Source organism: Burkholderia sp. FL-7-2-10-S1-D7 (genome assembly GCF_001524185.1).
GTDB lineage: Bacteria > Pseudomonadota > Gammaproteobacteria > Burkholderiales > Burkholderiaceae > Burkholderia > Burkholderia diffusa.
Map to the genome: position 1 here is coordinate 1 of NZ_LOWY01000015.1, position 24,040 is coordinate 24,040.

At 64.0% G+C, this 24,040-nt stretch carries 26 protein-coding genes and 2 pseudogenes; 6 read left to right on the top strand and 22 right to left on the bottom strand.

Going from position 1 to position 24,040, the window contains the following annotated elements:
- Positions 1–174: pseudogene (sdhB, locus tag WS75_RS06700) on the top strand (succinate dehydrogenase iron-sulfur subunit); the annotation flags it as partial.
- A 179-nt stretch (positions 175–353) separates the two neighbouring features.
- On the opposite strand, the gene WS75_RS06705 reads toward sdhB, so the two are convergent.
- From WS75_RS06705 to WS75_RS06760, 13 genes are all read right to left on the bottom strand, one after another.
- Positions 354–1,058 (bottom strand): sigma-70 family RNA polymerase sigma factor, encoded by a 705-nt coding sequence (locus WS75_RS06705; protein WP_059679764.1) that lies wholly within the window; start codon positions 1,056–1,058, stop codon positions 354–356.
- Between the two features lie 116 nt (positions 1,059–1,174).
- On the bottom strand, positions 1,175–1,906 hold the full coding sequence (folE, locus tag WS75_RS06710; protein ID WP_059608020.1) for a GTP cyclohydrolase I: 732 nt from the start codon (positions 1,904–1,906) through the stop codon (positions 1,175–1,177).
- 135 nt (positions 1,907–2,041) lie between these two features.
- Positions 2,042–2,827: a hypothetical protein gene (locus WS75_RS06715; protein ID WP_059679765.1), complete on the bottom strand. Its 786-nt coding sequence runs from the start codon at positions 2,825–2,827 to the stop codon at positions 2,042–2,044.
- A 605-nt stretch (positions 2,828–3,432) separates the two neighbouring features.
- Complete coding sequence (locus tag WS75_RS31595) at positions 3,433–3,603, bottom strand: DUF2256 domain-containing protein (RefSeq protein ID WP_082729517.1); 171 nt, start codon at positions 3,601–3,603, stop codon at positions 3,433–3,435.
- Positions 3,604–3,702: 99 nt separating this feature from the next.
- Positions 3,703–4,230 carry a chalcone isomerase family protein gene (locus WS75_RS06720; protein WP_059679767.1) on the bottom strand — a complete coding sequence of 176 codons (528 nt, stop codon included), beginning with the start codon at positions 4,228–4,230 and terminating at the stop codon, positions 3,703–3,705.
- A gap of 1 nt (position 4,231) precedes the next feature.
- The gene (locus tag WS75_RS06725) at positions 4,232–5,449 is read right to left on the bottom strand and encodes an SAM-dependent methyltransferase (protein WP_059679769.1); all 1,218 of its coding nucleotides are present in this window, start codon (positions 5,447–5,449) and stop codon (positions 4,232–4,234) included.
- On the bottom strand, positions 5,446–6,300 hold the full coding sequence (locus WS75_RS06730) for a DUF1365 domain-containing protein (protein WP_059679771.1): 855 nt from the start codon (positions 6,298–6,300) through the stop codon (positions 5,446–5,448). The genes WS75_RS06725 and WS75_RS06730 overlap by 4 nt, the downstream gene beginning before the upstream one ends.
- Positions 6,297–7,583 (bottom strand): NAD(P)/FAD-dependent oxidoreductase, encoded by a 1,287-nt coding sequence (locus WS75_RS06735; protein WP_373558498.1) that lies wholly within the window; start codon positions 7,581–7,583, stop codon positions 6,297–6,299. Before WS75_RS06735 ends, WS75_RS06730 begins: the two co-directional genes overlap by 4 nt.
- Positions 7,584–7,693: 110 nt before the next feature.
- Positions 7,694–8,314: a lipocalin family protein gene (locus WS75_RS06740; RefSeq protein WP_082729518.1), complete on the bottom strand. Its 621-nt coding sequence runs from the start codon at positions 8,312–8,314 to the stop codon at positions 7,694–7,696.
- Positions 8,311–9,411 carry an SAM-dependent methyltransferase gene (locus WS75_RS06745; RefSeq protein WP_059679775.1) on the bottom strand — a complete coding sequence of 367 codons (1,101 nt, stop codon included), beginning with the start codon at positions 9,409–9,411 and terminating at the stop codon, positions 8,311–8,313. The genes WS75_RS06740 and WS75_RS06745 overlap by 4 nt, the downstream gene beginning before the upstream one ends.
- Positions 9,408–10,241 (bottom strand): DUF1295 domain-containing protein, encoded by an 834-nt coding sequence (locus WS75_RS06750; RefSeq protein WP_059679776.1) that lies wholly within the window; start codon positions 10,239–10,241, stop codon positions 9,408–9,410. Before WS75_RS06750 ends, WS75_RS06745 begins: the two co-directional genes overlap by 4 nt.
- Before the next feature lie 151 nt (positions 10,242–10,392).
- Entirely contained in the window at positions 10,393–11,127 is a 735-nt protein-coding gene (locus tag WS75_RS06755) for an anti-sigma factor (protein WP_059679778.1), read from the bottom strand.
- Entirely contained in the window at positions 11,124–11,735 is a 612-nt protein-coding gene (locus tag WS75_RS06760) for a sigma-70 family RNA polymerase sigma factor (RefSeq protein WP_059679780.1), read from the bottom strand. The genes WS75_RS06755 and WS75_RS06760 overlap by 4 nt, the downstream gene beginning before the upstream one ends.
- Before the next feature lie 251 nt (positions 11,736–11,986).
- On the opposite strand from WS75_RS06760, the gene WS75_RS06765 reads away from it, so the two are divergent.
- The gene (locus WS75_RS06765) at positions 11,987–12,556 is read left to right on the top strand and encodes a lipocalin family protein (protein WP_059679781.1); all 570 of its coding nucleotides are present in this window, start codon (positions 11,987–11,989) and stop codon (positions 12,554–12,556) included.
- 278 nt (positions 12,557–12,834) lie between these two features.
- On the opposite strand, the gene WS75_RS06770 is transcribed toward WS75_RS06765, so the two are convergent.
- A complete protein-coding gene (locus WS75_RS06770) occupies positions 12,835–13,494 on the bottom strand; it encodes a carbonic anhydrase (RefSeq protein ID WP_034203524.1) in 660 nt (219 codons plus the stop codon).
- 524 nt (positions 13,495–14,018) lie between these two features.
- Between WS75_RS06770 and WS75_RS06775 the strand changes: the two genes are divergently transcribed.
- From WS75_RS06775 to WS75_RS06785, 3 genes are all read left to right on the top strand, one after another.
- Positions 14,019–14,225: a type II toxin-antitoxin system VapB family antitoxin gene (locus tag WS75_RS06775; RefSeq protein WP_059679957.1), complete on the top strand. Its 207-nt coding sequence runs from the start codon at positions 14,019–14,021 to the stop codon at positions 14,223–14,225.
- On the top strand, positions 14,222–14,605 hold the full coding sequence (locus tag WS75_RS06780; RefSeq protein WP_059679783.1) for a type II toxin-antitoxin system VapC family toxin: 384 nt from the start codon (positions 14,222–14,224) through the stop codon (positions 14,603–14,605). The genes WS75_RS06775 and WS75_RS06780 overlap by 4 nt, the downstream gene beginning before the upstream one ends.
- Positions 14,606–15,261: 656 nt before the next feature.
- Positions 15,262–15,576, top strand: coding sequence for a hypothetical protein (locus WS75_RS06785; protein WP_059679958.1), 315 nt, complete (start codon positions 15,262–15,264; stop codon positions 15,574–15,576).
- Positions 15,577–16,033: 457 nt separating this feature from the next.
- On the opposite strand, the pseudogene WS75_RS33340 reads toward WS75_RS06785, so the two are convergent.
- The 5 genes and pseudogenes from WS75_RS33340 to WS75_RS06800 form a co-directional block, all read right to left on the bottom strand.
- A pseudogene (locus WS75_RS33340) lies at positions 16,034–16,233 on the bottom strand (IS3 family transposase); the annotation flags it as partial.
- A gap of 69 nt (positions 16,234–16,302) precedes the next feature.
- The gene (locus WS75_RS06790) at positions 16,303–16,563 is read right to left on the bottom strand and encodes a hypothetical protein (protein ID WP_059679959.1); all 261 of its coding nucleotides are present in this window, start codon (positions 16,561–16,563) and stop codon (positions 16,303–16,305) included.
- A gap of 513 nt (positions 16,564–17,076) precedes the next feature.
- Complete coding sequence (locus WS75_RS06795; protein ID WP_179948883.1) at positions 17,077–17,817, bottom strand: enoyl-CoA hydratase/isomerase family protein; 741 nt, start codon at positions 17,815–17,817, stop codon at positions 17,077–17,079.
- 175 nt (positions 17,818–17,992) lie between these two features.
- A complete protein-coding gene (locus tag WS75_RS33345; protein ID WP_156429721.1) occupies positions 17,993–18,181 on the bottom strand; it encodes a hypothetical protein in 189 nt (62 codons plus the stop codon).
- A gap of 12 nt (positions 18,182–18,193) precedes the next feature.
- Positions 18,194–18,982, bottom strand: coding sequence for a flavin reductase family protein (locus WS75_RS06800; RefSeq protein ID WP_059679785.1), 789 nt, complete (start codon positions 18,980–18,982; stop codon positions 18,194–18,196).
- 97 nt (positions 18,983–19,079) lie between these two features.
- Between WS75_RS06800 and WS75_RS33350 the strand changes: the two genes are divergently transcribed.
- Positions 19,080–19,337, top strand: coding sequence for a hypothetical protein (locus WS75_RS33350; RefSeq protein ID WP_156429722.1), 258 nt, complete (start codon positions 19,080–19,082; stop codon positions 19,335–19,337).
- Between the two features lie 379 nt (positions 19,338–19,716).
- Here WS75_RS33350 and WS75_RS06805 read toward each other — a convergent pair whose 3' ends face one another.
- From WS75_RS06805 to WS75_RS06815, 3 genes are all read right to left on the bottom strand, one after another.
- Positions 19,717–20,931: a CaiB/BaiF CoA transferase family protein gene (locus tag WS75_RS06805; protein WP_059679787.1), complete on the bottom strand. Its 1,215-nt coding sequence runs from the start codon at positions 20,929–20,931 to the stop codon at positions 19,717–19,719.
- A 296-nt stretch (positions 20,932–21,227) separates the two neighbouring features.
- Complete coding sequence (locus tag WS75_RS06810; RefSeq protein WP_059679789.1) at positions 21,228–22,304, bottom strand: alcohol dehydrogenase; 1,077 nt, start codon at positions 22,302–22,304, stop codon at positions 21,228–21,230.
- Positions 22,305–22,467: 163 nt separating this feature from the next.
- Positions 22,468–23,658: a porin gene (locus WS75_RS06815; RefSeq protein WP_082729521.1), complete on the bottom strand. Its 1,191-nt coding sequence runs from the start codon at positions 23,656–23,658 to the stop codon at positions 22,468–22,470.
- Positions 23,659–24,040: the final 382 nt, after the last annotated feature.

Genomic DNA, 24,040 nt, shown 5'->3' on the forward strand with positions numbered 1-24,040 from the left:
ATCGCGGACAGCCGCGACACGGCCACCGGCGAGCGTCTCGACAACCTGGAAGACCCGTACCGTCTGTTCCGTTGCCACACGATCATGAACTGCGTCGACGTTTGCCCGAAGGGCCTGAACCCGACGAAGGCGATCGGCAAGATCAAGGAACTGATGGTTCGGCGTACGCTATGAGATCTCGGCACGCGTGAAAGAGCGGGGGTGTCGATGGGCACCCTCGGCTCGGGTGGGTTTGATGCGCGCATCTACGCCACGATTGCCGGGCGCATGTTGGCGTTCGATCGACGATCGTTCTTTATCCGCACGTTGCGCAATGCGGTCAGCATGATCGAACCGCGATGTGACTCACCCGCTCATTGCTCGAGATAGATTTTGAGTCGCATCAGGCTGCGGCGAATCCAGCTCTTCATCGTGCCGAGCGGCACCTGCATGCGCTCGGCCAGCTCCGCATACGATGCGCCGCTGTGAAACGCCTCCCGCAGCACATACGCCTGGCGCTCGCCCAGATGCGCGAGCCCGCGCTCCAGACGCAGGCGCTCTTGGCTCGCCTGCGCGCCGAGATCGGGCGTCGGGCTTTCGTCGGGGATCGACAGCGCCAGCTCGTCGTCGAGCGGCACCTCGCGGTGCTGCCTGATCCGGTCGATGGTCCGATTGCGCGCGAGCGTCATCAGCCATGTCATCGCCGTGCCGCGTCTGGCGTCAAATGAATCGGCACGACGCCACGCCGTCGTGAACACGTCCTGAAGCAGGTCTTCCGCTTCGTGGCGGTCGCGGATCATCCGGACGATGGCACCGTACAGCCGCGCCGCCGTCAATCGATACAGCTGCGCGAATGCGTGCTCGTCGCCGGCGGCGACGCGCGACAGCAATTGGTCGAGTTCTGCATGCGCGTCGGAGGTTTCGTCGGGCTGAACGACCGCATCGGCCGTGAGTTCGGTTCTGCCGCCCGGGCGTGACCTCCCTCGGGACGCGCCCCGGCGCTGCTGCCTGCCTGACTGCAGCTTCGTCGATCGACCCTGGCCGGCGGACGGGCGGAGTGAATCGTGCGACCAGTTCATCGGGAACTCCGCATGGCTTTGAGCTTCCTGCTGTTGCGCGCCCGCGGGGACGAGCGGACGCGGATCATGACCAAGCACTGCGCCGGCGCATTCGTCGCGAATGCCTGCCGCGCGCTTTACGCATTCTTTCCAGACAACAACGCGAGAAACTCGCGGCGAAGCGACGCGTCCGCGAGAAATTTTCCGCGCATCACGCTGTTGGTCATTTTTGCCTGGTCGTCCTTGGTGCCGCGCCAATGCATGCAGAAGTGCTCGGCCTCGAGCACGACGGCAAGCCCGTCAGGCGAGATGCGCGATTCGAGGAGGTCGGCAATCTGCTTGACCGCTTCTTCCTGGATCTGCGGGCGCGTCATGACCCAGTTCACCAGCCTTCCATACTTCGACAGACCGATCAGATTCGACGTGGCGCTGGGCAGCACGCCGATCCAGATGCGGCCCATGATCGGGCAAAGATGATGCGAGCAGGCGCTGCGCACGCGCAGCGGCCCGACGATCAGCAACTCGTCCAGCCGCTCGACATTCGGGAACTCGGTGACGGACGGCGCTGCGTCGTAGCGGCCTGCGAACACTTCACGGATGAACATCTTCGCGACGCGCCGCGCGGTTTCGCGGGTGTTGTGGTCGTTGTCGACGTCGATCACGAGCGAGCGCAGCACCGCTTCCATTCCCTGCGCGACTTCGTTTTGCAACGCGTCCAGCTCGCCGTCGCGCAGGTGCGCGGCGATGTTGTCGTTTGCATGGAAGCGCGCGCCCGCGTTCTCAAGCCGACGACGAATGATGTGCGACAGAGGAATGCCCTCGTCGATCGCAGTCAAGGTGTGCTCGGGAGCGTCGATCAGATTTCCCATTTCGGTTCGTTTCTCGAGGTTAGGTGGTGCTGCGATGGATCACGACTGATGCGATGCGATGATTGACTTGAGTTCCATGGGTAAAAACCGTGTGGACGCTGCCGCCATTTCGACGACGCATCCACCGGGTGACGCTCACCTGCGCGCGCGCGTGCGCGCATGGCGACCCGGCAGCGTCACCGGAGATCCGGCTCTGATCGCGCACGACGGACCCATCGGCGTTGCCGGGGCCAAGCCGTCGACCTCCCGGCGGAACCGCAATATCGGGTCGTTGTCCGCCGGCTTCGCCGCGAACGTGAGGGCGACGGATTGTTGCAGCTTCGCCAGCACGAGCGCCTCGTCGATGCAGCCGCCGACCGAGCGAAACAGGTGGAAGCCTGCGAGGCGAACCACCCTGACGGCTTGCGCGCTGCCGTGCTCATAGACGATCGCGGCGGCGCGGACACGGCGCGCCTGCGCCAGCGACACGAACTGATTCGCCAGATCCACGTGCAACGACGAGACCTCGGCGATCAGGGCGTCGACATCGAGGCCGGGTTGACGCAGCGCCCGCGACACCGATTCGACACGCTCGCTGACGTGCAGGCCGACTCGCTCGACCGTTTCGTCGGATGCAGTCAGGCCGCCCGTGACGAGCAGCGTCGGGCACGCGTGAGCCGCGATGGTGTGCGATCGCCGTTCGGGCAGCGCGCCGTTCAGACCGGCGCTTGAACACCAGTCTGTCACCTGCGGCAAGCGGCGCCGACAGCGTTGGCCGCGTTGCTGCGCGGCGACCCGCAAACGCGATGCAACTGGCCGGCCGGGCGCCTCACCGGGCTGGTGTGACGGGCTGCGTGCCGTGGCGACGGCCACGCGCGCCATCAATGAAGCCGGACAGGCCTGGAACCGGCGCGGATTGATGTCGTGATTGCGTGTTGGCACGGGGCCTCCCTCGGTCGATTTATGCGTCACAGCTGGATTGTATGCAAATTTTCGGGAAAGTGAAGCAGAAACTCGACTCACACAATAATTTGTCCCGGAATTTTTTGCGTCAAGCGTCCAGTCAGGGTAATAAAATGGTGTTATCAGTGCACTAACGCCCAATACAAGAGGGAGTTGCATAGAAATAATGCACGCGAAACGCCTTTCGACGTCAACGTACTGGCGGTGACATGCTACCTGGACTGGCCACAATGTGCGCCTGGAAGTGTGCGAATTCGATGCACGCATCCATCTTGTCTCACTTTTGTGAGTCAACGCGTCGGAATCCGTTCCGCGGCCGTTCGCGCAAGCGAACATGACCGCGCTTTCACGCAAGCGTCATACAAGCTGATGCGGGGTGGAGTGAATCGCCTGGAGGCGACCGTGCATGCTCCAAACCAGAGGGCCGTTGGGGAAGGGTAGAGGGGCCGCGCTGACGAGCGCGCCTGCGCGCGCCGGTGCCGATCGATCCCGGTGAACCGAAGCAGGGCGAGCATTCCGCCTCGGCGCGCTCGAAGCGCTACCCGGGCCCGCGCGCTGCTCGCGATCGGCTCATCAATGCGAGTTCAGCGCCGTGAAGCGTTCGTCTTCATGCCGGAGGGCGACCGCCGATTCCTGCGGCAACGCTCCGAGCAATATCGGACTTCGCCCCAAACCGCCTTCCATTTCTTTCTCCAGCTGAAAGGCAAGCCGCAGGTCTCGCATATCTTGTCAGGCAAGTGCGTTTTGTTGGCCATCGCGAATCACGCGTCGAGAAGGGTCACTGGCGAACTGTCCCGTCGATCGCTGCTGTCGGCATCGATACGATGCACCGGTCACCGCCGCGAACCGTCGAATCAGTGCGCATCGTCACCCAGCAACTGACGGCGCAACGATTTTGCCCGCGTGCGCGGGTCGAGCCAGATCGCGAAGAACGCGCGCGCGAACGCCGGGTCGGTCACATCGGCCGTGAGTCGGCCGTTGGTGTAGAAGCGTGCGCCGCGCTCGGGAAAATACACGCCGCAAAGCACGTCGCCGCGCGATACGTCGGTGAACGCTCGCTCGATATCGCGGCGCCATGCATCGAGCGTCGCAGCCGGCAACGGCGCGGGTGCGAGGCGCTCGATCTCGTCCATGCCCGTCGAGACGAGCCGCTCGCCTTTCACGTCGTGACGGTAGGCCAGCGACAACGCAAACGGCGTGTCGAACGCGCCGGGAGACCGGGAAGCCCAAAGCTGAGCGTCGTACAGACAGATGCCCAGTATGCAGAACCGGCCGGATCCGATCAGTCGCGCCGATGCGATATCGTCGACGCAACTCGCGCCCGCGTATAGCGGTGCAGCCAGCGCCGCGGCCGTGGCGAGCATCGCAAGCCGGCGCCTCATGTCAGCCGCCCGACGACACAATGAAATGCATCACGTCGGTCCGCCGCTCGGCAAATCCCGCTTCGCAATAGGCGAGATACAGGCGCCAGGTGCGAATGAACGTCTCGTCGAACCGTTGCGCGCGCACCGAGTCGATGCGTGCCTCGAACGTGGCCCGCCAGGTGCGCAGCGTGCGTGCGTAGTCGTCGCCGAACGCGAGCACCGGTTCGGCGGCCAGGCCGGCCCGCCGCGCGGCATCGACGAAGCGCTCCGGGCTCGGCAGCATCCCGCCGGGAAAGATGAATTCGCGAATGAAGTCGCTCGACGTGCGGTACGCGTCGAATTGCGACTCGACGATCGTGATCGATTGAATCAGTGCGCGGGCCCCCGGCTTCAGGCGCTGCCTGAGCGTGTCGAAATACACCGGCCAGAACGTTTCGCCCACGGCCTCGAACATCTCGATCGACACGATCGCATCGTATTGGCCGTCGACGTCGCGATAGTCGCGCAATTCGAGCGTGACCAGATCGGACAGCCCGGCGCGCGCGATGCGCTCGCGGGCCAGTGTGTATTGCGCCTGCGAGATGGTGACGCCATGCACGCGTATGCCTTGCCGTGCGGCATGCATGGCGAAGCCGCCCCAGCCGCAGCCGATCTCGAGCACGCGCATGCCTGCGCGCAGGCCGAGCGAATCGACGATGCGCTGATACTTCGCCGTTTGCGCGTCGGCGAGCGAACGCTGCGCGTCGCCGTCGAAGCATGCGCTCGAATACGTCCACGTGTCGTCGAGCCACAACCCGTAGAAGTCGTTGCCGAGATCGTAATGCGCGTGGATGTTGCGGCGGCTGCCGGCCCGCGTATTCATCCTCAGCCGGTGACGCAGCGCGTACCAGACGCGTGCCAGGCGGCCGCCGGTCACCGTCTTTGCGATCACCGGCTGGTTGCGGATCGCGAGGCGCAGCAGCGCGACGAGCTCGGGCGTGTCGATCCAGCCGGCACGATACGCTTCCGCGAATCCGATGTCGCCCGCGCGCAGGATCGCACGGCACGCGCGCCAGTCGCGGACCTGCAGCGTCGCGGCCGGCTGGCAGTGCGGATCGCCGAACACATGCTGCGCGCCTTCGGGCGTGACAAGCGTCAGGTGACCGTCTCGGATTTGTCGTAGCAGCGCGATGAACAACCGGGCCGAGAGCGGCATCGCCGGTTGCGATGCGGGGGACAGCAGGCGCAGCAAGGTCATGGACGAGCCTCGTGATCGGACATCGCCGAGCGGCCGCGTGGCGACGCGCCCGGCGAACGGGACAATGGCGAATCGGCAGCGGCAGAACGCCCGGGTGGCGTCTTGCCGTAGAACGGCACGCGCGCGAGCCACAGCCGCAGCGCTTGCCAATGAATGCGAATGACGACGTTGATGGCGTTCAGCGGCTGCCGCGCCAGCGCGCGCCACGCGCGTGCCGCCGTCAGCGGCGCGGACCGCATGCCGATTGCCGTGCGCAGCAGCAGACCGTCGTCGTCGCGATAGTCGATCGCCACGTTCAGATGATCGCCGCGCTGACGCACGCGAAACGCGTAATCCCCGACGACGTCGCAAAACGGCGAGACATGAAACGTTTTGCGGCAGACGAGCACGGTGTCGGCGTCGATCGGCGCGTGGTGCATCGCACTCATCAGGTAGCCGTGGTGCGCACCGAACGTGTTGCGCACATCGGCGTACAGCGCACGAAGCCGGCCCGCGCGGTCGTAGCAGTACCAGAAGCTCACCGGGTTGAATGCGTAGCCGAAGATGCGCGGAATCGTCTGCAGCCAGATCGGGCCGTCGGCGGGTATGCCGGTTTGCGCGAGGAGATCGCGCATCCACGGGCCGAGCGCGCGGCCGTCGCGCGGGCCGTAGTCACGCAACGCGAGTCCGAGCGGGCGCCAGCGATCGATACCGAACCAGTTGCCATCGATTTCGTCCAGCCGTTCGACGTCGCAGCAGACCTGGAAGACCGGATACGTGAACGCATGGCGCACGGGCCGCAGCCGTTCATGCATCACGTTGCCGACGAGAAGCCGGGCGGCCGTGCCGTCGCGGGCAAAGGGCGCGCTCATGGGCGAGCCCAGGACGGCGCGATGCCGAAGTTGCGGACGACGCGCAACGCCGATTTCAGTCCATCCTCATGGAACCCGTAGCCCGTCCACGCGCCCGCAAACCACGTATTGCGCCGCCCTTGCAGCATCGGCAGACGATGCTGCGCATCCACGGCCGCGAGGTCGAGCAGTGGGTGCTCGTAATCGTATCGGCCGAGCTGCGTGCCGGGAGCGGGCTCATCGACCGGATTCAACGTGACGACGACCGGCGAGCGGAACGGCAGCGGCTGCAACTGGTTGAGCAGGTAGCTCACGCACACGGGCGACTCGCCACCGCTGCGCCCCGGCCGGCCGCTCAGGTAGTTCCACGCCGACCACACGCGCCGGCGGCGCGGCAGCAACGCCGTATCGGTATGCAGCACCGCGACGTTGTGCTGATAGCGCACGGCGCCCAGCACCTCACGCTCGGCGACGCTGGCATCCGCGAGCAGCCGCAGGCTGGTCGGCGCATGGCACGCGAGCACGACTGCGTCGAAACGCTCGTGACCGGCCGTGTCGGTCGCCACCGTCACGCCCGCGTCGTCGCGCCGTATCGCGCGGACCGGCGTATTCACGCGCACGTCGTCGAGCGTCGCGGCGATGCGCTCGACGTACTGCCGCGCGCCGCCCGCGACGGTGCGCCAGGTCGGCCGGTTGTTGACCTGCAACAGCGCGTGATTGAGGCAGAAGCGCAGGAACGTCGCCGCCGGAAACCGCAGGATGTCGTTGGCCGCGCTCGACCAGATCGCGGCGGCCATCGGCAGCAGGTAGTGATGCTGGAACGATGCGCCGTAGCGGCCGGCCGTGAGCAGTTCACCGACCGATAGACGCTCCCGGCTCGCCGATTCGAGGTGATCGTGCGCGGACGCGTTGAAGCGCAGGATGTCGCGCAACATCCCGAGAAAAGTTGGCGAGAACAGGTTGCGGCGTTGCGCGAACACCGTGTTCAGGTTGCTGCCGGCCCATTCGAGACGGCCGCCGTCGACCGAAACCGAGAACGACATGTCGGTCGAATGGGCGGTCACGCCCAGTTCTTCGAACAGCGCGATCAGGTTCGGATAGGTCCGGTCGTTGAACACGAGGAATCCCGTGTCGACGGGGTGGCGTGCGCCGTCGAGGTCGACGTCGACCGTGTGCGTGTGACCGCCGAGATAGTCGGCGGCCTCGAACAGCGTCACACGGTGACGGCGAGCCAGCAGGTACGCGCTGGCAAGGCCCGCGATGCCGGCGCCGACGACGGCGATCCGCCGGCCAGGCAGCGACATTGAAAGTTCCGTGTGCATCGCGAATGGTCTCCGTCAATCACAAGAGCAGGTTCGGAAATGACATGTGCGGTTATACGAGCCACGGCACGCTGCGGATGCACGCGCTGCCGTCATTCGCGATCGCCGGGCGACGCGAAGCCCGGCTTGCCGATCTGGTCCGGTGTTTGCGGCACCCGCCTGAAGCGCGACGTGTCGTAACCCATCGCATCGAGCCGGGCGAGCAGCGAGCGATAGGTGGCCTCGTCCATCGTCGGCTCGCGCGAGAAGATCCAGCCGAGTGTCTTGCCCGGGTAGCCGAGGATCGTGTACCGGTAGTCGGGGTCGACGTAGAGCGTCAGTTGCGTGACATACACCGGCCAGAACAGCCGCACGCGCCATTCGCCACCGCCGCTGCCGGGCTTGACGGAGTCGACGAACCGATAGCGCTTCTCGGGCTGGTCGAAGCCGCCTTTGCGGCCGACGAACGCGTCGTCGATCCGGCCGTCTTCGCGCAGGCTCCACTCGGCCCGGCTGCCGACGAAGTCGCGTTCCGCGAAATACGGGATGTTGGCGATCACGTACCAGCGGCCCATGTAGCGCGGCAAGTCGACGGGCACGGTCGACAGCGGAACGGCGGCGCGCGGATTCGGGTTCGGCGGGCTGCCCGAACAGCCGGCGGCCCCGATTGCGAGCACCGTCACCAACGCGACGGCGACGCGGCGGAGAACCCGGTGCGACGGGGCGGCCCTCATGCACGCCCCCGGCGCTTGTCGAACAGGTAGTGGGCGACGCCCCATTCCTGCCCGTCGGCATAGCCGAACAGCTCGGCGACCGCCATGTAGAACATCCGCCAGCGCTGGAACCAGATGCGGGCGTCGGCGCCGTAGACCGTTTCGAAGATCGGCATGACCCGGTGGCGCGCCGCGTCGAGCGACGCGAGCCACTGATTGGCCGTGTGGGCGTAGTGAGTGCCGTCGAGCCACCATTGGCGGGCGATGCGCACGTCGTCCTGGAACCGCAGCAGCAGATCGGCCGACGGCATCGTCCCGCCCGTGAAGAAATGGCGCGACATCCAGTCGGTGTCGTCGCGCACCGCGAAGTGATAGGCGAGCAGCTTGTGCGCGAAGATGTGCACGAAGAGCTTGCCGTCGTCGTCCATCCAGCGCGCGATTTTCGCGAGCAGTTGCCCGTAGTTCTTCATATGCTCGAACATCTCGATCGAGAGCACGCGGTCGAAACCGGCGTCCGCGGGATCGAAGTCGAACTCCACCACGTTGCCGGTCACGATTCGCAAATTCGTCAGCCCGCGCTGCGCCGCGCGTTGCTCGATGAAGTGGCGTTGACCGTGCGAATTCGACAGGCCGACGATCTGTGCCGCTGGATACCGCTCGGCGAGCCATAGCGACAGCGAACCCCAGCCGCATCCGAGGTCGAGAATGCGCTGGCCGTCCGCCAGCTCGGCGCGCTGCGCGTACAACGCAAGCATTGCCTCCTCTGCCTGCGCCAGCGTTTCGTTGCCACGCGGGTAGTAGCCGCACGAATATTTCAGCCGTGGGCCGAGATGGGCCTCGAAGAAGCTGCCGGGCACCTCGTAATGCTGCGTGTTCGCCGCGTGCGTCTCGATTGCGATCGGGCTCGCGCCCAGCTCGTGCACCAGTGCGTCGAGGGCCGCTGCGCGCCGTTCGCCGTCATGCGCGTGCTCGGCGCGCAGGCGTTGCCGCATGAGCGCGCGCATTCCGGCCCGGATCAGCCGGTCCGGCAGCCAGCCGCGCTCGCAGTAGCGAATCAGCCAGGCGTCGTTGGGTGCAGCCATCGAGGCCGGCGACGGTTGCGAGGTGGTAGCGGTCATGATCGCGTGCTCCGGTCTTCAGGGTGATCGGGTCGAGTGGGGGAAGGGCTGGGCGCCGGCCTCGGCGGCCACGGAACGATGGCGCTGGTCGTGCGCATGTACTCGCGGTAGCCCGGCCGGGTTTGCACCAGACGCGCTTCGAGCAGCGGCAAGCCGGATACCTTGAGCAGCAGCCATGCCATCAGGATGGGCGGCATCAGCGTCAGCCAGCCCCACGGCATTCCGATCGCCAGGGCGGTATAGGCGAGCCAGTGCACGCACTCGAAAAAGTAGTTGGGGTGCCGCGAATAGCGCCACCAGCCGACGCGACAGACCTGGCCGCCGTGGTCGGGATTCGCGAGGAACCGCTTGAGTTGCCGGTCGGCGGCAGTCTCTCCGGCGACGGCGGCGATCCAGATCGCGACCGCCGCTGCAATCGCGAACCGGGACGGGGCTTCCGCACTGTATGAGGGGATGAAGAACGCGACCGACAGCAACATGGAGATCAGCGCTTGCAACTGGAACAGCCAGAACATGTTGCGCGGCGCGGCGTCGCCCCACTGCAGGCGGAACTGTCGATAGCGCGGGTCCTCCGGCTGCCCGCGATTGCGCCGCCACAGGTGCCACGCGAGTCGCAGCCCCCAGATGCCGCCGCCGGCGGCTACGAGCGCACGATTCAATTCCGATCCGGTAGCCAGCGCGGCGACGAATATGGCGACGCAGCCGAGCGTCGCGGCCCACACCGGGTCGATCATCCCGGCGTTCCGGGAATGCAATTGGGTAATCCACACTGCCGTGAAGGACACGATCAGTCCGACGAAGGCGAGGAGGGCAACGGCGACGGCGGGCATACGGGCTCCGGGGACGCGATATCCCCTTATACGGAGCCGGAGACCGAACGGATGCAACCGGATGCGACGCGATGCGGCGCGATCCCGTCGAGCGTGAAAGCAACGGGCGGCACGCTGCCGCCCTTGACGCGTTGAGCGCGCGTTGCGCGCGTCAAGCGATGTGCATCGCGCCGGTGGCGAGCACAGGCCCGGTGGGTTGGCCGCTCGGCGAGCCGCCGCGAGGCTCGAGCGACACGGCGAGCACCGCGCGTGCACCGAGTTGCGCGACGATCGCTTGCGGCAGCGTCATCGACGCCGGTGCGTTCGACGCGAATACGCCGAGCGAGATCGGCTTCGCATTCGGCGGGATCAGCCAGAGCTCCGTCGAGCGATCCGCGGCGACCGGTGGCGTGTTCGCGGGCACCACGACCATCCGGGCACGCCGCAAGTCGACCGTGGCGGTCCACCGTGCAACGCCATCCGCTTGTGCGAGCGTGGCCGCCATGTAGCTGCTGTCGACGGCAGCGGGGCGCGGCGGTGCTTCGCCCACCCGGATCACATTGACCGTGAGCAGCCCCAGCGCCGCCGCGCTCGCGCCAATGCCGACCCAGCGCCACAGTGGCAGGCTGTTCCACCATCCGCCGGCTGGCGCGGCCCCGCGTGCGCGCGGCGGCGGGATGAAGCCCAGGTCGTGCTGGATCCTCGTCCAGATTCGCGCGGGCGGGTCGACGGGCGTGATGTCGTCCGCGAGCGGGGCGAGGCGGCGCTGCCAGCGATCGAGCGTGGCTTGCAACGCCGGATCGCGAGCGGCGGCCTGCTCCAGCTCGCGGCGTGCGTCTGCGTCGAGCACGCCGAGGGCGTATTCTGCGCAGCGCAATTCGGAATCGTGATCGGCCGGCGTATTCATTGCTCCAGGCACACCTTCAGCTGCATCAGGCTGCGCCGGATCCAGCTCTTCATGGTTCCGAGCGGCACGCGCAACCGCGCTGCCAGCTCACTGTAGGTCGCACCGCTGAAGAAGGCCTCGCGCACCGCGCGGCCTTGCTGCGGATCGAGTTGCGCCAGGCAGCGCTCGAGGCGCTGGCGCTCCTGCGTCGCCTCCGCCAGCGCGGCGGGCGTCGGATCCTCGTCGGGAAGCTCCAGCACCTGATCGTCGTCGAGCTGCGCGTCGCGATGCTGCCGCAAACGGTCGATCGTCCTGTTGCGCGCCAGCGTGATCAGCCACGTCATCGCGCCGCCGCGCGCCGGGTCGAACGCGTCGATGCGTCGCCACGCGGTCGTGTAGACCTCCTGGAGGAGATCCTCGGCTTCCCCGTGATCGTGAAGCATGCGCACGATCGTCCCGAACACGCGCGACGCGGTCAGCCGGTACAACTCCGCGAAAGCCGCCTGATCGCCGGCTGCTGCCTGAAGCATCACCCGATTCAGATGTTCGCGGCGCGCGACATCCGCATCGGCATCGCGCGAAGGGGCTGACTGGTCGAAACCTCTGGCACCGTTCGGCGTGTCACTCATGCGAAGTGGGTGGCGCGGATCGCCACGGTGTGAATGTCGAGCAAAATATAGCACTGTCGAACGCATCTTGATTGAACGATCTGCGGCCGACCCGCTGCACGGTGTGCCGGGCGACGCGCGTTGTGAGATCCTCAACCAGATACGAGCGACGCACGCACGGGGATGCAGGCAGCCGCGACATTCGGCGGATGCTGCAGCCCACCGTTGGTTGGGTGCACAATGGCCGGGTTTCGTGCCTGGAGAGCCATTGAATGAAGCGAAGTACCCTTGGTAGACCGCTGCGGACGGCGAGTCTGATCGTTGCGGGCGCAGCACTCCTGCTCGCGGGATGCGCAGGCCTGGCCGGCGGGCCGAGCGGCAATGCGCACGTTCCGCAGCCCGCGAGATCCGTCGATCTCGATCGCTACGTCGGCAAATGGTACGAGTTCGCGCGCTACGAGAACCGGTTCGAGCGCGGCTGCGCCGGCGTGACGGCCGAATATGCGAAGCGGGAAGACGGTCTCATCGGCGTGCGCAATACCTGCCACGAAGGTGGACCGGACGGCCCCGCGCGAACCTCCGACGGGCGCGCAAAGATCGTGGCCGACAGCGGCAACGCAAAGCTGAAAGTGTCGTTCTTCGGGCCTTTCTTCCTCGGCGATTACTGGGTGCTCGATCACGCCGACGACTATTCATGGTCGATCGTCGGTGAACCGTCGGGTCGGTTCCTATGGATCCTGACGCGCGACGCGAAGCCCTCCGCTGAACAGGCCGCGGCGCTTGTAGAGCGGGTCCGGACGCTCGGTTACGACACGACGATGCTGCTGCGCACTGCGCATTAGGGCGACCGCACTGCAACCGGCATGCGCGGCCTCATCAGGTGCGGGGCAACGCCGCGTTCCGTATGCGCCGTGCCGATGACGGTTGCGAAGGAAAGGGAAACGCTGGTCGAGGACCGAAGTCGCGTGACGTTGCTCGATGCACGTCACGCGAAACGGCGCCTGCCTCGACGGCGCAAGATGCGCGCGGGGCTGATCGATACAAGCGGGCGCCCGCGTGCCCGTTCAGTTCGGCACGGCGTTGTGTTCGCGCCCGATACCGGGCGCGAACCGGTCGGGGGCTAGACCTGCCCGCGATTGCGCGAGTTCACCGCGACCACCGTGGGCGACTCGGCCAGCGGGACAAAATGTCGGGTGGTGCCGTCCAGCGCATCGATGCCGCCTGTCTCGATATCGTAGACCCAGCCGTGCAGATTCAGGCGTCCTTGCTCGAGCGCAAGCGCAACGGACGGGTGAGTGCGCAGGTTCGCAAGCTGCGCGATCACGTTTTCGCGCACGAGCCCGTCGAGCTTCGCGCGCGGCGAGTCGTATTCATGCGCGGCGTTGATGACTTTCGCGGAATCGGCATGACGCAGCCAGTTCGCGACGGCCGGCAGATGGTCGAGGCAGGTGCAGCGCGAAATCGCGCCCATCGCACCGCAATCGGAGTGGCCACAGATCACGATATCCCGAACGCCGAGAACGGCGACCGCGTATTCCACGGTGGCCGACACGCCGCCGGGTTCCGGGCCGTAGGACGGCACGATATTGCCCGCATTGCGGATCACGAACAGCTCGCCCGGCTCGCGCTGAGTGAGCAGCTCAGGTACGACTCGGCTGTCGGAGCACGTGACGAACAGCGCCTTGGGGTTTTGTGACGTCGCGAGTTGCTTGAAAAGCGCCTCACGTTGCGGGTAGATATCGCGCTGAAAACGCAGAAAACCGTCGATGATGTCTTGCATGCTCGCTCCAGAACTTCAATCGTATGATCAGCGCAGTAGCGGCAGGTACGCCTGCGCGGCCAGCATCATAATGCATGTCCGGCAAGCGTGGGTATGGTGCGCAGCATCGCCCGACACCTGACCAGATATGGGGGGCGAATATCGATCACATTTTACATAATATGTACTAGCGACTTTTTGGGGTCGCAAGAAAATACTGCCTTCGAGCCCGGTGTTGGCCGACGCATACGGCGCCGGCGCAACGACTGCAACTCACACGCTTTGTTGCCGCGAGTCGTTGCTTAAAAGTCGCTCGCGCACGGATGGTCGCGCAGCGTGTTGACCATCCAGATCCGGGATCGCTGCCTATGCGCGCCTGCAACGCCGTGACGAATTTCGACAGCCGCTGCCGTCTCCGTAGTTGACTCTCGCTCGCGACAGCGTCACGGCCCCATTTCAGACAGACCAGTAATTCATTTATCAACGACTGAACTGCTGGTGAATTGATGCTAGAATTGATGCTAAACGGCATCAAAGGAGCCATCATGCGTACCACCGTCACCGTCGACGATACTCTCTATGCGCGCGCACTCGAACTCGCCGAGCCGGGTATGCCGCCGGCCGAACTGTTTCGGGCCGCACTAGAAACGTTCGTGCGTGTGCGGGCCGGCCAACGCCTTGCCGCGCTTGGCGGTCGCGCGCCCGACATGCCGGATGTGCCGCGTCGCAGCCCGGAGGCGGCTGCCCGATGAGCGTTCTGGTCGACACCTCCGTCTGGGTCGAGCATTTCCGGCGACCGCTACCGGCGCTTATCCAACTGCTGCGCGTCGATTACGTCTTGACGCATCCACTAGTGATGCTCGAGCTCACGTGCGGGACGCCGCCCGAACCGCGGGCCCGAACCTTGGGAGATCTCGCGCTATTGCGCCAAACACGCCTCGCGACGCCGGGCGAGGTAGCGGACTGGATCGAGCGGGAGCGGCTGTATGGGCGCGGATGTGGTGCGGTGGATTGCACGCTGCTGGCGTCGGTGCTGTTGACCCCGAGCACTAAGCTCTGGACGTGCGATCGGCGGCTCGCGCAACTGGCGGAGCAATTCGGCGTTCACTACGTACCGCCAGACCTGCATTGAGCGAAGCAGTTGCCGGCTTCTGTAATGACCCAGCGAAACCTGCACAGGTTAAGCGGCTAAACCGAATGGTTTGGCGAAGGCGCATGCCTTCTTTCCTATGCTTGACTACGCAGGTCATGCGCTGCATAGCGAATCTGCCTTGCTCCAACTGTGGACGAGTCGTTGATGCGCGTCCAATCGATGTGCCACCACGCGGCACCTTCCGCATCCTTAGCGAGAGGGTCAATCTCCTCGCGGTAAATCACCTTTGCCACATCGAGTGAGATTGTCATCGTGCTTTGTTGTTCAAATGCCGTACTTATCGGTCAGCTCTGCGATGCGTGCGGTATTTGCACGATGAGCGGCCAGTGCTCCCGGCAACACGGCGTCCAGTTCCACCTTTCCGTGCGCGATTGCCAGTCCAACTCTGTCGTGGGACGAAGTAGCCCAACCAACTCTTTCATTTCTCTGCGGATTGTCTCGAACATTGAAGCCCCCGGTTTTCTATCCCGCCGTTCAGTTCTTGCGGTGATGGCACCACATTCCTTTGCTCACACTAGCAGCGCTAGAAGGCCACAATGCGGGAAGCGGATCGTAATCGTCCCTGTAAACGTGGCCGATTTTCGGCAGATTCTCGCGCAGCGTTAGAATAGCGCCCCTTCTCATAGGAGATGACAATGACCTGGTTCGTTTACGAAGTGCCCGAATACCACGAAGACGCTGCGCGCGTCGAACCCTTCAGCGACCTGCGTAGCCGTATGCTGAAAGTCGGTGGCCTGGCCATGGCGGATGAACTGGAAAGCGTTCGCGAGAATGCCGCGGCGACAGCGGACACGCCCGAGCGCCCCCTGCGGACTCCGGAGAATCCGCAGGTCTTTCCGATTCCTTACGCCGACTCCATGATCCTGGTCGGGTTCATCTTCGATCTGAAACGCGAATTCCGGCAACTGGTCGTGTCACCCGTGGAAATGCCCTGGCTGAAAGACGCGTAAAAGGTGGTCGGAACGGAAACCGACGGGAAGAGTTGCTCCTGTTCCGGAGACCGGGGTGCGAATATCCAGCGCACGATTTCGAATACATATGCGTCGAGTTGGAACTACACGTCGGACTGAATCGAGCTGCGCAGCTACTAAAACAGGGGGAGCGGCCGTCGGTCGCGACAGGGTACCGAGACGTGTTCGGCATCTTTTCCTGCACGTTGCATCCAGGCCACTACGGGGACGTGCGCCCCATTGACGATTAAGTCGAAGGCAAACGCTTCAAACCCCTCCCGCACAAGATGCGTCAGAGGCCGCCAGGTCGGCGTCCAACCTCGCTCGCGCGTACGTGCAAGCAATTGTCGTTTGGTGAGGCCCGGCACGCACTCGCCTGATCGAACTGCCGGGCGCGCTGCACTTCGTGGCTGTGCAAATGTCCGTGCAGGGGGTGCGGCGGAATTCTTGGACTGGTTTATGTCGTCATCCCAAGGCTCACTCGGTATTCAATCGGACTGAGTTCGCCAAGCGAGATCTTGAGCCGTCTCCCGTTGCACCAGCGAATGGAGGGGTCAACGACCTCAATAAATGGCTCGGAGCTGACGGTCTGCCAGTCCCGCCAGTAAAACAGTTTATTTTAAGTCGTCCAAAGAAGCCTTCGCATGCCGAATTATCTCGACGTGCACTGAACTGACGAACGCGGCGTGACGGCCGACCGCGCGGCAACGGTCGCACGGGTTGCCGTCACGCCATCCGTCGGGCGTTTCGCTGCGCACTCGGCCGATCCGAGTTGTCCTTCGCGACACGGATTGCACTGTCGAAGCTGTGTTCCGTCGCGACATGCCGGTTATCGACGCTGACGAACCAGCTTTCGCCCGAGACGCACCAGCGAATACGCCTCTCCTCGAGTAGCGACGAGAACCAGCGCCAGACAGCCGCATCTTCGTCGTTGGCAGCGCGAGCCGCATTGATCCTTGTTTGTCTCATGTCGTAGTAGAGATTCATGTCTGCCTCATCGACGGTACCCGACGGGGTCATCCCGGTGTTCGTTAGCATCCGGACACTCAAAGGTCTGCGTTCTTCGTCTCCGGCCCCATGAGCGCGCCGACGCAAGCGACGATCCCGCCGATCACCAGCAGCGCGATCGGTGCATATCGCGACGGCATCAGGGCACCGAGCCTGCGCCAGACTCTGGCATATTGACGATTCATCCGACGAAACCCGGCATCAAGGTTATCAAGCGTCGGGTTTATGGGTTTCGCGACGAGGAGTACCTCTTCCTCAAGATCGGCGCCGCATTCCCCGGAGTTCCGCGTTGAATCATTTTTTGGCTGAATTCCTACGGGCCGTCGATAACCAGCATTTGCTCAGCAATCAGGCGCTTGAGTCACTCGTTTTCCGATTCCAGATCCGTGAGCCCGCGGATGTCGGCCACATCCAGCCGCCGAACTTGTTGCATCAACGATAGAACGCCTGTTCCGAGACGTTGTGGCGCCCGGCTCCAGGAAACCGCTCAGGTCAATGCTTTTTACCAAAACGCGCGATAAGCGCCTTCGATTCAGACGAATCAAGCAGCGTTTCGAATTCGTACAGCTCGGACCGGAACAGCGCGTTCATGCCTGCGAACGCATCGTGCTTGATCAGCGCCTTGGTCTTGGCAACCGAGGCACCCGGCATCTTCGCTAGTGTCTCCGCGCGCTCGCGGGCGTAGGCGAACAGCCTTTCGGGTGGCAGCACGCGGTTCACGAGGCCCATGCGCAGCGCATGATCGGCGTCGAACGTATCGGCAAACAACATCGCTTCGGCGGCCAGACGGTAGCCGGCGGTCAGCGGCGCCAGCCGGCTTGACCCGAATTCGGGACTCACACCGAGTTTGGTGAACGGCATGCCGAATTTCGCGTTGGAGGCCGCGTAGACGACATCGCAGTGATACAGCAGCGTCGTACCGATGCCCATTGCGGATCCCGCTACCGCCGCAATCAGGGGCTTCGTCAGGGCATTCACCGTATCCATGAAGGTCAGGACCGGACGATAGCCTTCATGGGGAACGGATTCGGATTTGAGATCTTTGCCGGCCGTAAACATATCGCTTTGGCCGCGCATGAGAACAACTCGAACTTCCGGATCATTTTCGGCGTCAGCGAATGCCTCGCTGAGCATCGTGTAGGTATTGTCGTCCAGCGCATTCCTGCGCTCGCGCCGATTGATTTCGATTTCAGCAACGCCATTGGACACGGCGTAAAGAACAGGCAGGTGCACGATCAGACTCCTCGTAGCTTGAGACGGCAATTCCGGGCCGACATGATTTCGACGCGGCATTGCGTGGATTCGGCATGTCGCGACAAGCCCGGCAACGGCAACCGAAGCGATGAGCTCGTAACGAAAAAACCCTCCTGGACTCGCATCCAAAAGGGTTTTTAAATGAACGGGATGGTCATGAGTCGGGACTTCCCTGCACCCGGAAATTCACCGGCTCCGCACCGTCGTCACCGAAATAACCGTACAGGTCGACCCCATAATCCCGCGGGCTCCCCCATGCCGATACGGGCACGGCGCGCACACGTCCCGCGATCGTGTCAGTCCATTGCGAAGCCGTATCGATACTGCTGTCGTATGCAAACATCGGAATTTCCACTTACTGCGCCAAACAGCGAATCCCTGCATTGAAGTTCACCAGCGGCGAGCCTGCATCGTCGGTGGTGGCCTTGCGGATCTTGCCCACGAACATCTCGTGCGTGCCCAGCGTCGTGGTCTGGATGACCTCGCACTCGACAATGGCCAATGCATCGACCAGGATCGGAAGGCCGTCCAGCCCCGCCTCCCACTGTCCGTCGGCAAATCGCGCACAGCCCTGCGGCATCTTCAGGAACTTCGTCACCACGTCCTGATGCGCGTGGCCCAGGATATTGGCCACGAATTTCCCGTGCGTATTCAGCGGCTCGAGCATCGATGAATCGCGGTGCACGAAAAAACCAACCAGCGGAGGGTCCGCCGAAATCGCCGTCAGGCTGGAGACCACCATGCCGCTCGGCTGGGCAACGTCTCCCGTCGTGATCGCGGATACGCCCGCCGCCAGCATACGCATGGCTGCCTTGAAGTCTTCCACCGAACTGCCCGCCGAGCCGGCATTGCGCACCATGTGCGCGCGAATCAGGCCTGCTTCGTTGACCCAGTTGTACTTCCTGGCGAAACCCACCATCGCTTCAAACCCGGCTTCCCATTCCGCATCGCCGGCCTTGCCGGACAGGAACCGAATGACTTGCGGATTGACCCAGATGTGTTCTTCATCGGCGCGCTGGCCGACGCGCGCAATCGCGCGATCCAGCAGTGCGCCGGGCTGCTCGTCTACGAGGATCTCGAATTGCTTGAAATGCGACGGTGCAATCAGCGTAATCGCGCCAATGTTGGTCATATGCAGACGCATTGCGGGTCTCCGTATTTCTCGACTACCGATTAACCCAGCCGACACCGACAGTTCGTCCCGCGCCCGCGCGTCGCGCGGTGCCGCGTGATATAGAGGCATGCTGGTCGTATTGACTGCCGGACAGCTCGATCGTCATCAGCGACGACGAAAACGAGTTGTTGGTGAATCGATTCTAAGCCGGGCGGCAGGCCGGACCAATCCAAAAAACTGGCGGTCTGTATTAAGAATTCGACATCAATTCACCGCGCATTTCGCCGCTTTCCCAGAGTCGCACCGGCTCGCCGCCGGTATCGATCTTCGCTTTCCCGCCGCCTGTCGCGGCAATCGTCGTGCGTCGTTCTGGATGACGCCATGATCGGGGCACGGTCGGTGCAAGAAACCATCTGGCGCAGAGGAAAGCGATGTTGTCGCTGGATCGGCGCGCGTTGCTGTTATCGATGCGCTCGCATCCGCTGTCGGATCCCGGATCTGCCGGAAAAAGCGCGTGTTGACGGCCGCCGACGGCTGTCCCGGCCGGGCATCGCAATACGCAAGAAGGATCGTCGTGGACGACTGCGCATGGGAAGAAACCGTTAGTCGTGCAGCAGCCGACGCACCTGCACGATGAAACGCGGCCGGGGGGGGGGCGCCGCAAGCGTGACGTTCGCGCATCGCACCCGCAAGGATGCGGCACAAGAAAACGGGCAGCGCCATGCGGCGCTACGCTGGCGCAGCAAGGTTCCAGGCGGGCGGGCTTACACCACGCCCCGTCCGGCCAGTTCGGCGATACGCGCGTCGCTATAGCCGAGCACGTGTTGCAGGACATCGCGCGTGCCCTCGCCCAGTTGCGGCGGCGCGTGCCGCACGGGCATGCGCTCGCCGTCGAAACGCCAGGGCGGCGCCAGCACAGGGGTAGTGCCCGATTCGGTATGGGGGTGAGCCTGCATGGTCAGGAGCCCCGCTTGCGTCGCACGCTCGGACAGCAGCGCTTCGCGCAGCCCCGCCACCTCGCCGCATGGAATGCCCGCGCCCGCGAGTTTGTCGAGCAGCGTAGCGCGCGTTTCGGCGGCTAGGGCCCGGCGCACTTCGGGCAGCAGTGCCGCGCGGTTCTGCGAGCGCAGGATATTGGTCCTGAAACGCGCATCATCGGCCAGATCGGGCCGCAGCAGGACGTCGCGGCAAAAGCGTTCGTACTGACCGTTATTGCCAACGGCGACCACGAGCGGGCCGTCCGCGGCGTCGAACACGCCATACGGTACGATGGACGGATGCTCGTTGCCGAAACGCGGCGGATCCTCGCCCGCCACGAGGGCTTCGAGCCCATAGTAGGCGGTGATCATGAGTCCGCAGTCGAACAGCGCCATTTCGATGTGACGCCCGCTGCCCGTGCGTTCGCGTTCGTAAAGGGCCGCTAGAATCGCCTGCGCCGAATACATGCCGGTGAACAGGTCGACGGCCGCCACCCCGAATTTGAGCGGCGGCCGCTCGGCTTCGCCATTCAGTGCCATCAATCCGGCTTCGCCCTGCACGAGCAAATCGTAGCCGGGACGCTCGGCCTCCGGGCCGGCGCGATCGTAACCGGAAATCGAGCAGTAAACGAGCTTGCCGTTTTCGCGCTTCAATTGCGCGTACCCGATGCCAAGTTTTTCCGCGCCGCCGAATTTGAAATTCTGAATCACGACATCGCAGGTCTTCGCAATGTCGCGTGCGATCTGCTGCCCTTCCGCAGTTTGCAGGTCGAGCGTAAGCGAGCGCTTGTTGCGATTCACGCTGTTGAAATAAGCCGTTTCCGTGCGTCCGATGCGCAGCCCCCAGTCGCGCGTGTCGTCGCCACGCCCGGGATGTTCTATCTTGATGACCTCCGCACCCAGGTCGCCGAGCACCATCGCACACCATGGTCCGGCCAGCACGCGAGAGAGATCGAGCACGCGTATGCGTGCAAGCGGCAGTGCTCTTTTTTCTGAAGCCATCAGGTTGCTCCTCATTGCATCACACGGGACGAAGCCGGCTCCGGCATCCGGTGCGCCTGTTCGTCCATTCAGCAGATCGGGCGCCGGCCGGTTCGATGCCCGGTGCCGAAACCGCCACCCACGTACAGCCGCCGCGACGGCGTGCTCCAGACCGTCCTTCCCGGCGCGTTCCATCGGTTCCGGTCACGCGCGCGTTGCCGGATCGCTCACGTCGGCCTTCCGCCACCTGCGACGCGAACATCCTTCTCCCGCATTCTGGATGCCGGACGGATTCGGCATATCGGCCGGCCACGCGCTTACGACCCGGCAATCTCGATGTGGGAGAAATCGAGGACCGTCCGCCCGAGGACGCGCCCGCTGCCCAGGTCTTCGAGTGCGTCGTTGATGTCGTTCGCACTGCGCATATGCAGCGGAGGCGGACGCAACTTGCCGTTCCTCGCGAGCCGGACCGTCTCCTTCAGATCGTCGAGCGTGCCGACGAACGAGCCGACAATGGCCAGGGATCGCTGGGCAATCGGCGGCATCGGGGTCGACAACTCGCCCCCGTGCAATCCGACGATGACGTACATACCGCCCTTGCACAAAGCGGCGTTCGCGACCGCGAAGGTCCCGGGCATGCCGACGAAATCGATCGCGCCGACCAGCCGGCCTTCGGTCAGCGCGAGCAACTCCGCCCCCGCCTGCCCGTGGTTCGAGCGCAGCGTCTTCGTGGCGCCCAGCTCGCGGGCTGCGGCAAGCTTGTCTTCGTCGACGTCGCAGGCGACCACATTCTCGACACCGCGAGCGCGCAGGATCGAGATGGCCGACATGCCCACGCCTCCGCAGCCGATCACCGCCACCCAGTCCCCGTCGCAGGGCTGCGGCAGCTTCGCCACAGCCGCATACGATGTCAGTCCCGAACAAGCCAGCGTCGCCGCGAATGCATCGTCCAGCCCGTCAACGTCAACCAGATACTTTTCGTCGGGAACCAGCAGATGCGAAGCGAATGCTCCTGGCGTCGCGATGCCGAGGTTGCGCGGCTTCGCGCAGAGGTTCGCGCGACCGATTTCACATGCGCGGCAGGCTCCGCAACCGATCCACGGAAACACGAGCTTCTTCTGGCCGACGGCGACCTCGCTCACGTCTTCGCCACAGGCGACTATCGTACCCAGCGGTTCATGGCCGAGCGTCAGCGGCGGACGCAGGCCACGTTCGCTCAGCATCGCCTTCTTGCCGCCGCCCAAATCGAAGTAGCCTTCCCACAGGTGAATATCCGAATGGCACAGGCCCGCATGCGTGACCTTGATCAGGACTTCCCGGCCTTTCGGCGTCGGGGTTTCGCGCAGTTTCACCTGCAGCGGCTTTCCATGTTCGACGACGTCGTAGCTAAACATTGCTTCACTCCTCAATGGTTCGTGCGTGCGGCCGCCTCGTCGGCAACGGGATAAACGCCGCATGGCCGGACGCCTTGTCCAGACCTCCGATCATCGGCGTGCTCCCGTCCATCACACGACATCCGGATATCTCCCGGCACATCGCGCCCTGCGGATACCCGACTCAGAAGCTATGGCGGATGCCGAGCCGAGCGACAACCTGCTTGCCGGTCGAGCTATCCACGATGTTGTCGATATCGGCGACAGCCCGACCGCCCTGCGAATTCACGCCTTGCGAGTCCTGGTAGCCCGCCGCGGCGTACAGCATCGTGCGCTTCGACAGGAAGTACGCAATGAGCGTATAGAACTGGTTCGAATGCTGATTGCCCACCTTCGTGCCATCAGCTCGCGTCACGCCCGCCGACGTCTGGTAGTTCCAGCCAACGGACGTCGAGAAGAACGGCGTCCACATGTACTGGGCGCCCAGATCGAACGTATTGAACGCGACCGATGCCCCGTTAAATGCCGTCATCTTGCCGAACTGGGCATTCGACCATGAGCCGGCGAACGTCCATGGGCCTTTCGTGTACTGCGCGGCGACCATCGCAATCTGGTACGCCTGCGCGCTGGTGTAGCCCGCGTCGAGTTGGTGGCTCAGCAGCGTGCCCGAACCATTCGACGTAAACCAGCCCGTGCCGCTCGTACTGCCTGTCGGGTTCTTGAAAAACTCGTAGGCGGCGCCGACCTTCAGGCCCACGCCCGTATCGTATTGGGCGCCGAAGTTGTATTGCAGGCCGTGCGTGACGTCACCGGCGACACCGCCGATCGCCAGTCCGCCGCCGAACGTCAGGCCCTTGATGGTCGGGCTCAGATAGCGGATCGAATTGTTCTGACGCAGGTTGATGGCCGCGTTGTCGAGATCGCCTGCGTGCATTGCGGCGCCGTTCGAGTTCAGCGAGCCGGCATCGAGCAACATCGTGAAGTTATAGACCGAATCGTACTGGCGCCCCAGCGTCACCTGACCGTATTGCGCGCTGCGCAGACCAACGAAGATCTGGCGCCCCCACATCAGGCCACCTTGCCCGAAGCCGCCGGTCGGCATATTGACGCCCGATTCCAGCGTAAAGATCGTGTGAAGCCCGCCACCCATGTCTTCGTCGCCACGGATGCCCCAGCGCGAACCGGCCGTGCCCGACAGCGAATCCATCGCGAATTTCGAGCCGGCCGGGGTAACGGTACCGTCCGCCTTCGTCGTGCCGGTGTTATTCGTGTATGTCATGGCCTGGTCGAGAATACCGTACAGCGTCATCGAACTTTGTGCGTGCGCCGATAATGCGAACGTTGCCAATGCAGAAGCCGCGAAAATCTTTTTCACTGACGTGTCTCCAATATTTTTCTATTAATTTATTCATCAAACAGGATGAATTCCGCCCGCGATATAAAGCGGGATCGGAATAGTCGATTTATTTATATTCCGATACAACGACCTCACAAAAACAAACACGGCTCAAACCGTTTTTTAAACGAATTATTTGCGCAGCTTCTCCGACGACTGCGCCAGAACACCCATCCCGCCATGACGCCTGACTCGGCAAGTCGGCATGGTCGGTGGTCGTCCTGCGGATCTTTTGCGCGAATCGCTCTGCTTGCCGGAACGCACAGTGCGGACGAAGCGCGTCGCCATGACGCGCTGCCGCGCCCGGCCCGGCATCGTGAACGCGAACGGGTCACGCACCTGCCGCAGCCGGCGAACGGCC

Excerpts from the sequence above, each read along its gene's own strand:
- WS75_RS06800 (WP_059679785.1), bottom strand. The coding sequence starts at position 18,982 with ATGCGTCTGCATATGACCAACATTGGCGCGATTACGCTGATTGCACCG.
- WS75_RS06740 (WP_082729518.1), bottom strand. The coding sequence starts at position 8,314 with ATGAGGGCCGCCCCGTCGCACCGGGTTCTCCGCCGCGTCGCCGTCGCG.
- WS75_RS06760 (WP_059679780.1), bottom strand. The coding sequence starts at position 11,735 with ATGAGTGACACGCCGAACGGTGCCAGAGGTTTCGACCAGTCAGCCCCT.
- WS75_RS06745 (WP_059679775.1), bottom strand. The coding sequence starts at position 9,411 with ATGACCGCTACCACCTCGCAACCGTCGCCGGCCTCGATGGCTGCACCC.
- folE (WP_059608020.1), bottom strand. The coding sequence starts at position 1,906 with ATGGGAAATCTGATCGACGCTCCCGAGCACACCTTGACTGCGATCGAC.
- WS75_RS06765 (WP_059679781.1), top strand. The coding sequence starts at position 11,987 with ATGAAGCGAAGTACCCTTGGTAGACCGCTGCGGACGGCGAGTCTGATC.
- WS75_RS06790 (WP_059679959.1), bottom strand. The coding sequence starts at position 16,563 with ATGAATCTCTACTACGACATGAGACAAACAAGGATCAATGCGGCTCGC.
- WS75_RS06805 (WP_059679787.1), bottom strand. The coding sequence starts at position 20,931 with ATGGCTTCAGAAAAAAGAGCACTGCCGCTTGCACGCATACGCGTGCTC.
- WS75_RS06725 (WP_059679769.1), bottom strand. The coding sequence starts at position 5,449 with ATGACCTTGCTGCGCCTGCTGTCCCCCGCATCGCAACCGGCGATGCCG.
- WS75_RS06785 (WP_059679958.1), top strand. The coding sequence starts at position 15,262 with ATGACCTGGTTCGTTTACGAAGTGCCCGAATACCACGAAGACGCTGCG.
- WS75_RS06705 (WP_059679764.1), bottom strand. The coding sequence starts at position 1,058 with ATGAACTGGTCGCACGATTCACTCCGCCCGTCCGCCGGCCAGGGTCGA.
- WS75_RS06730 (WP_059679771.1), bottom strand. The coding sequence starts at position 6,300 with ATGAGCGCGCCCTTTGCCCGCGACGGCACGGCCGCCCGGCTTCTCGTC.
- WS75_RS33350 (WP_156429722.1), top strand. The coding sequence starts at position 19,080 with ATGCTGGTCGTATTGACTGCCGGACAGCTCGATCGTCATCAGCGACGA.
- WS75_RS06810 (WP_059679789.1), bottom strand. The coding sequence starts at position 22,304 with ATGTTTAGCTACGACGTCGTCGAACATGGAAAGCCGCTGCAGGTGAAA.
- WS75_RS31595 (WP_082729517.1), bottom strand. The coding sequence starts at position 3,603 with ATGGCCAACAAAACGCACTTGCCTGACAAGATATGCGAGACCTGCGGC.
- WS75_RS06775 (WP_059679957.1), top strand. The coding sequence starts at position 14,019 with ATGCGTACCACCGTCACCGTCGACGATACTCTCTATGCGCGCGCACTC.
- WS75_RS06735 (WP_373558498.1), bottom strand. The coding sequence starts at position 7,583 with ATGTCGCTGCCTGGCCGGCGGATCGCCGTCGTCGGCGCCGGCATCGCG.
- WS75_RS06755 (WP_059679778.1), bottom strand. The coding sequence starts at position 11,127 with ATGAATACGCCGGCCGATCACGATTCCGAATTGCGCTGCGCAGAATAC.
- WS75_RS06750 (WP_059679776.1), bottom strand. The coding sequence starts at position 10,241 with ATGCCCGCCGTCGCCGTTGCCCTCCTCGCCTTCGTCGGACTGATCGTG.
- WS75_RS06720 (WP_059679767.1), bottom strand. The coding sequence starts at position 4,230 with ATGAGGCGCCGGCTTGCGATGCTCGCCACGGCCGCGGCGCTGGCTGCA.
- WS75_RS06770 (WP_034203524.1), bottom strand. The coding sequence starts at position 13,494 with ATGCAAGACATCATCGACGGTTTTCTGCGTTTTCAGCGCGATATCTAC.
- WS75_RS33345 (WP_156429721.1), bottom strand. The coding sequence starts at position 18,181 with ATGTTTGCATACGACAGCAGTATCGATACGGCTTCGCAATGGACTGAC.
- WS75_RS06780 (WP_059679783.1), top strand. The coding sequence starts at position 14,222 with ATGAGCGTTCTGGTCGACACCTCCGTCTGGGTCGAGCATTTCCGGCGA.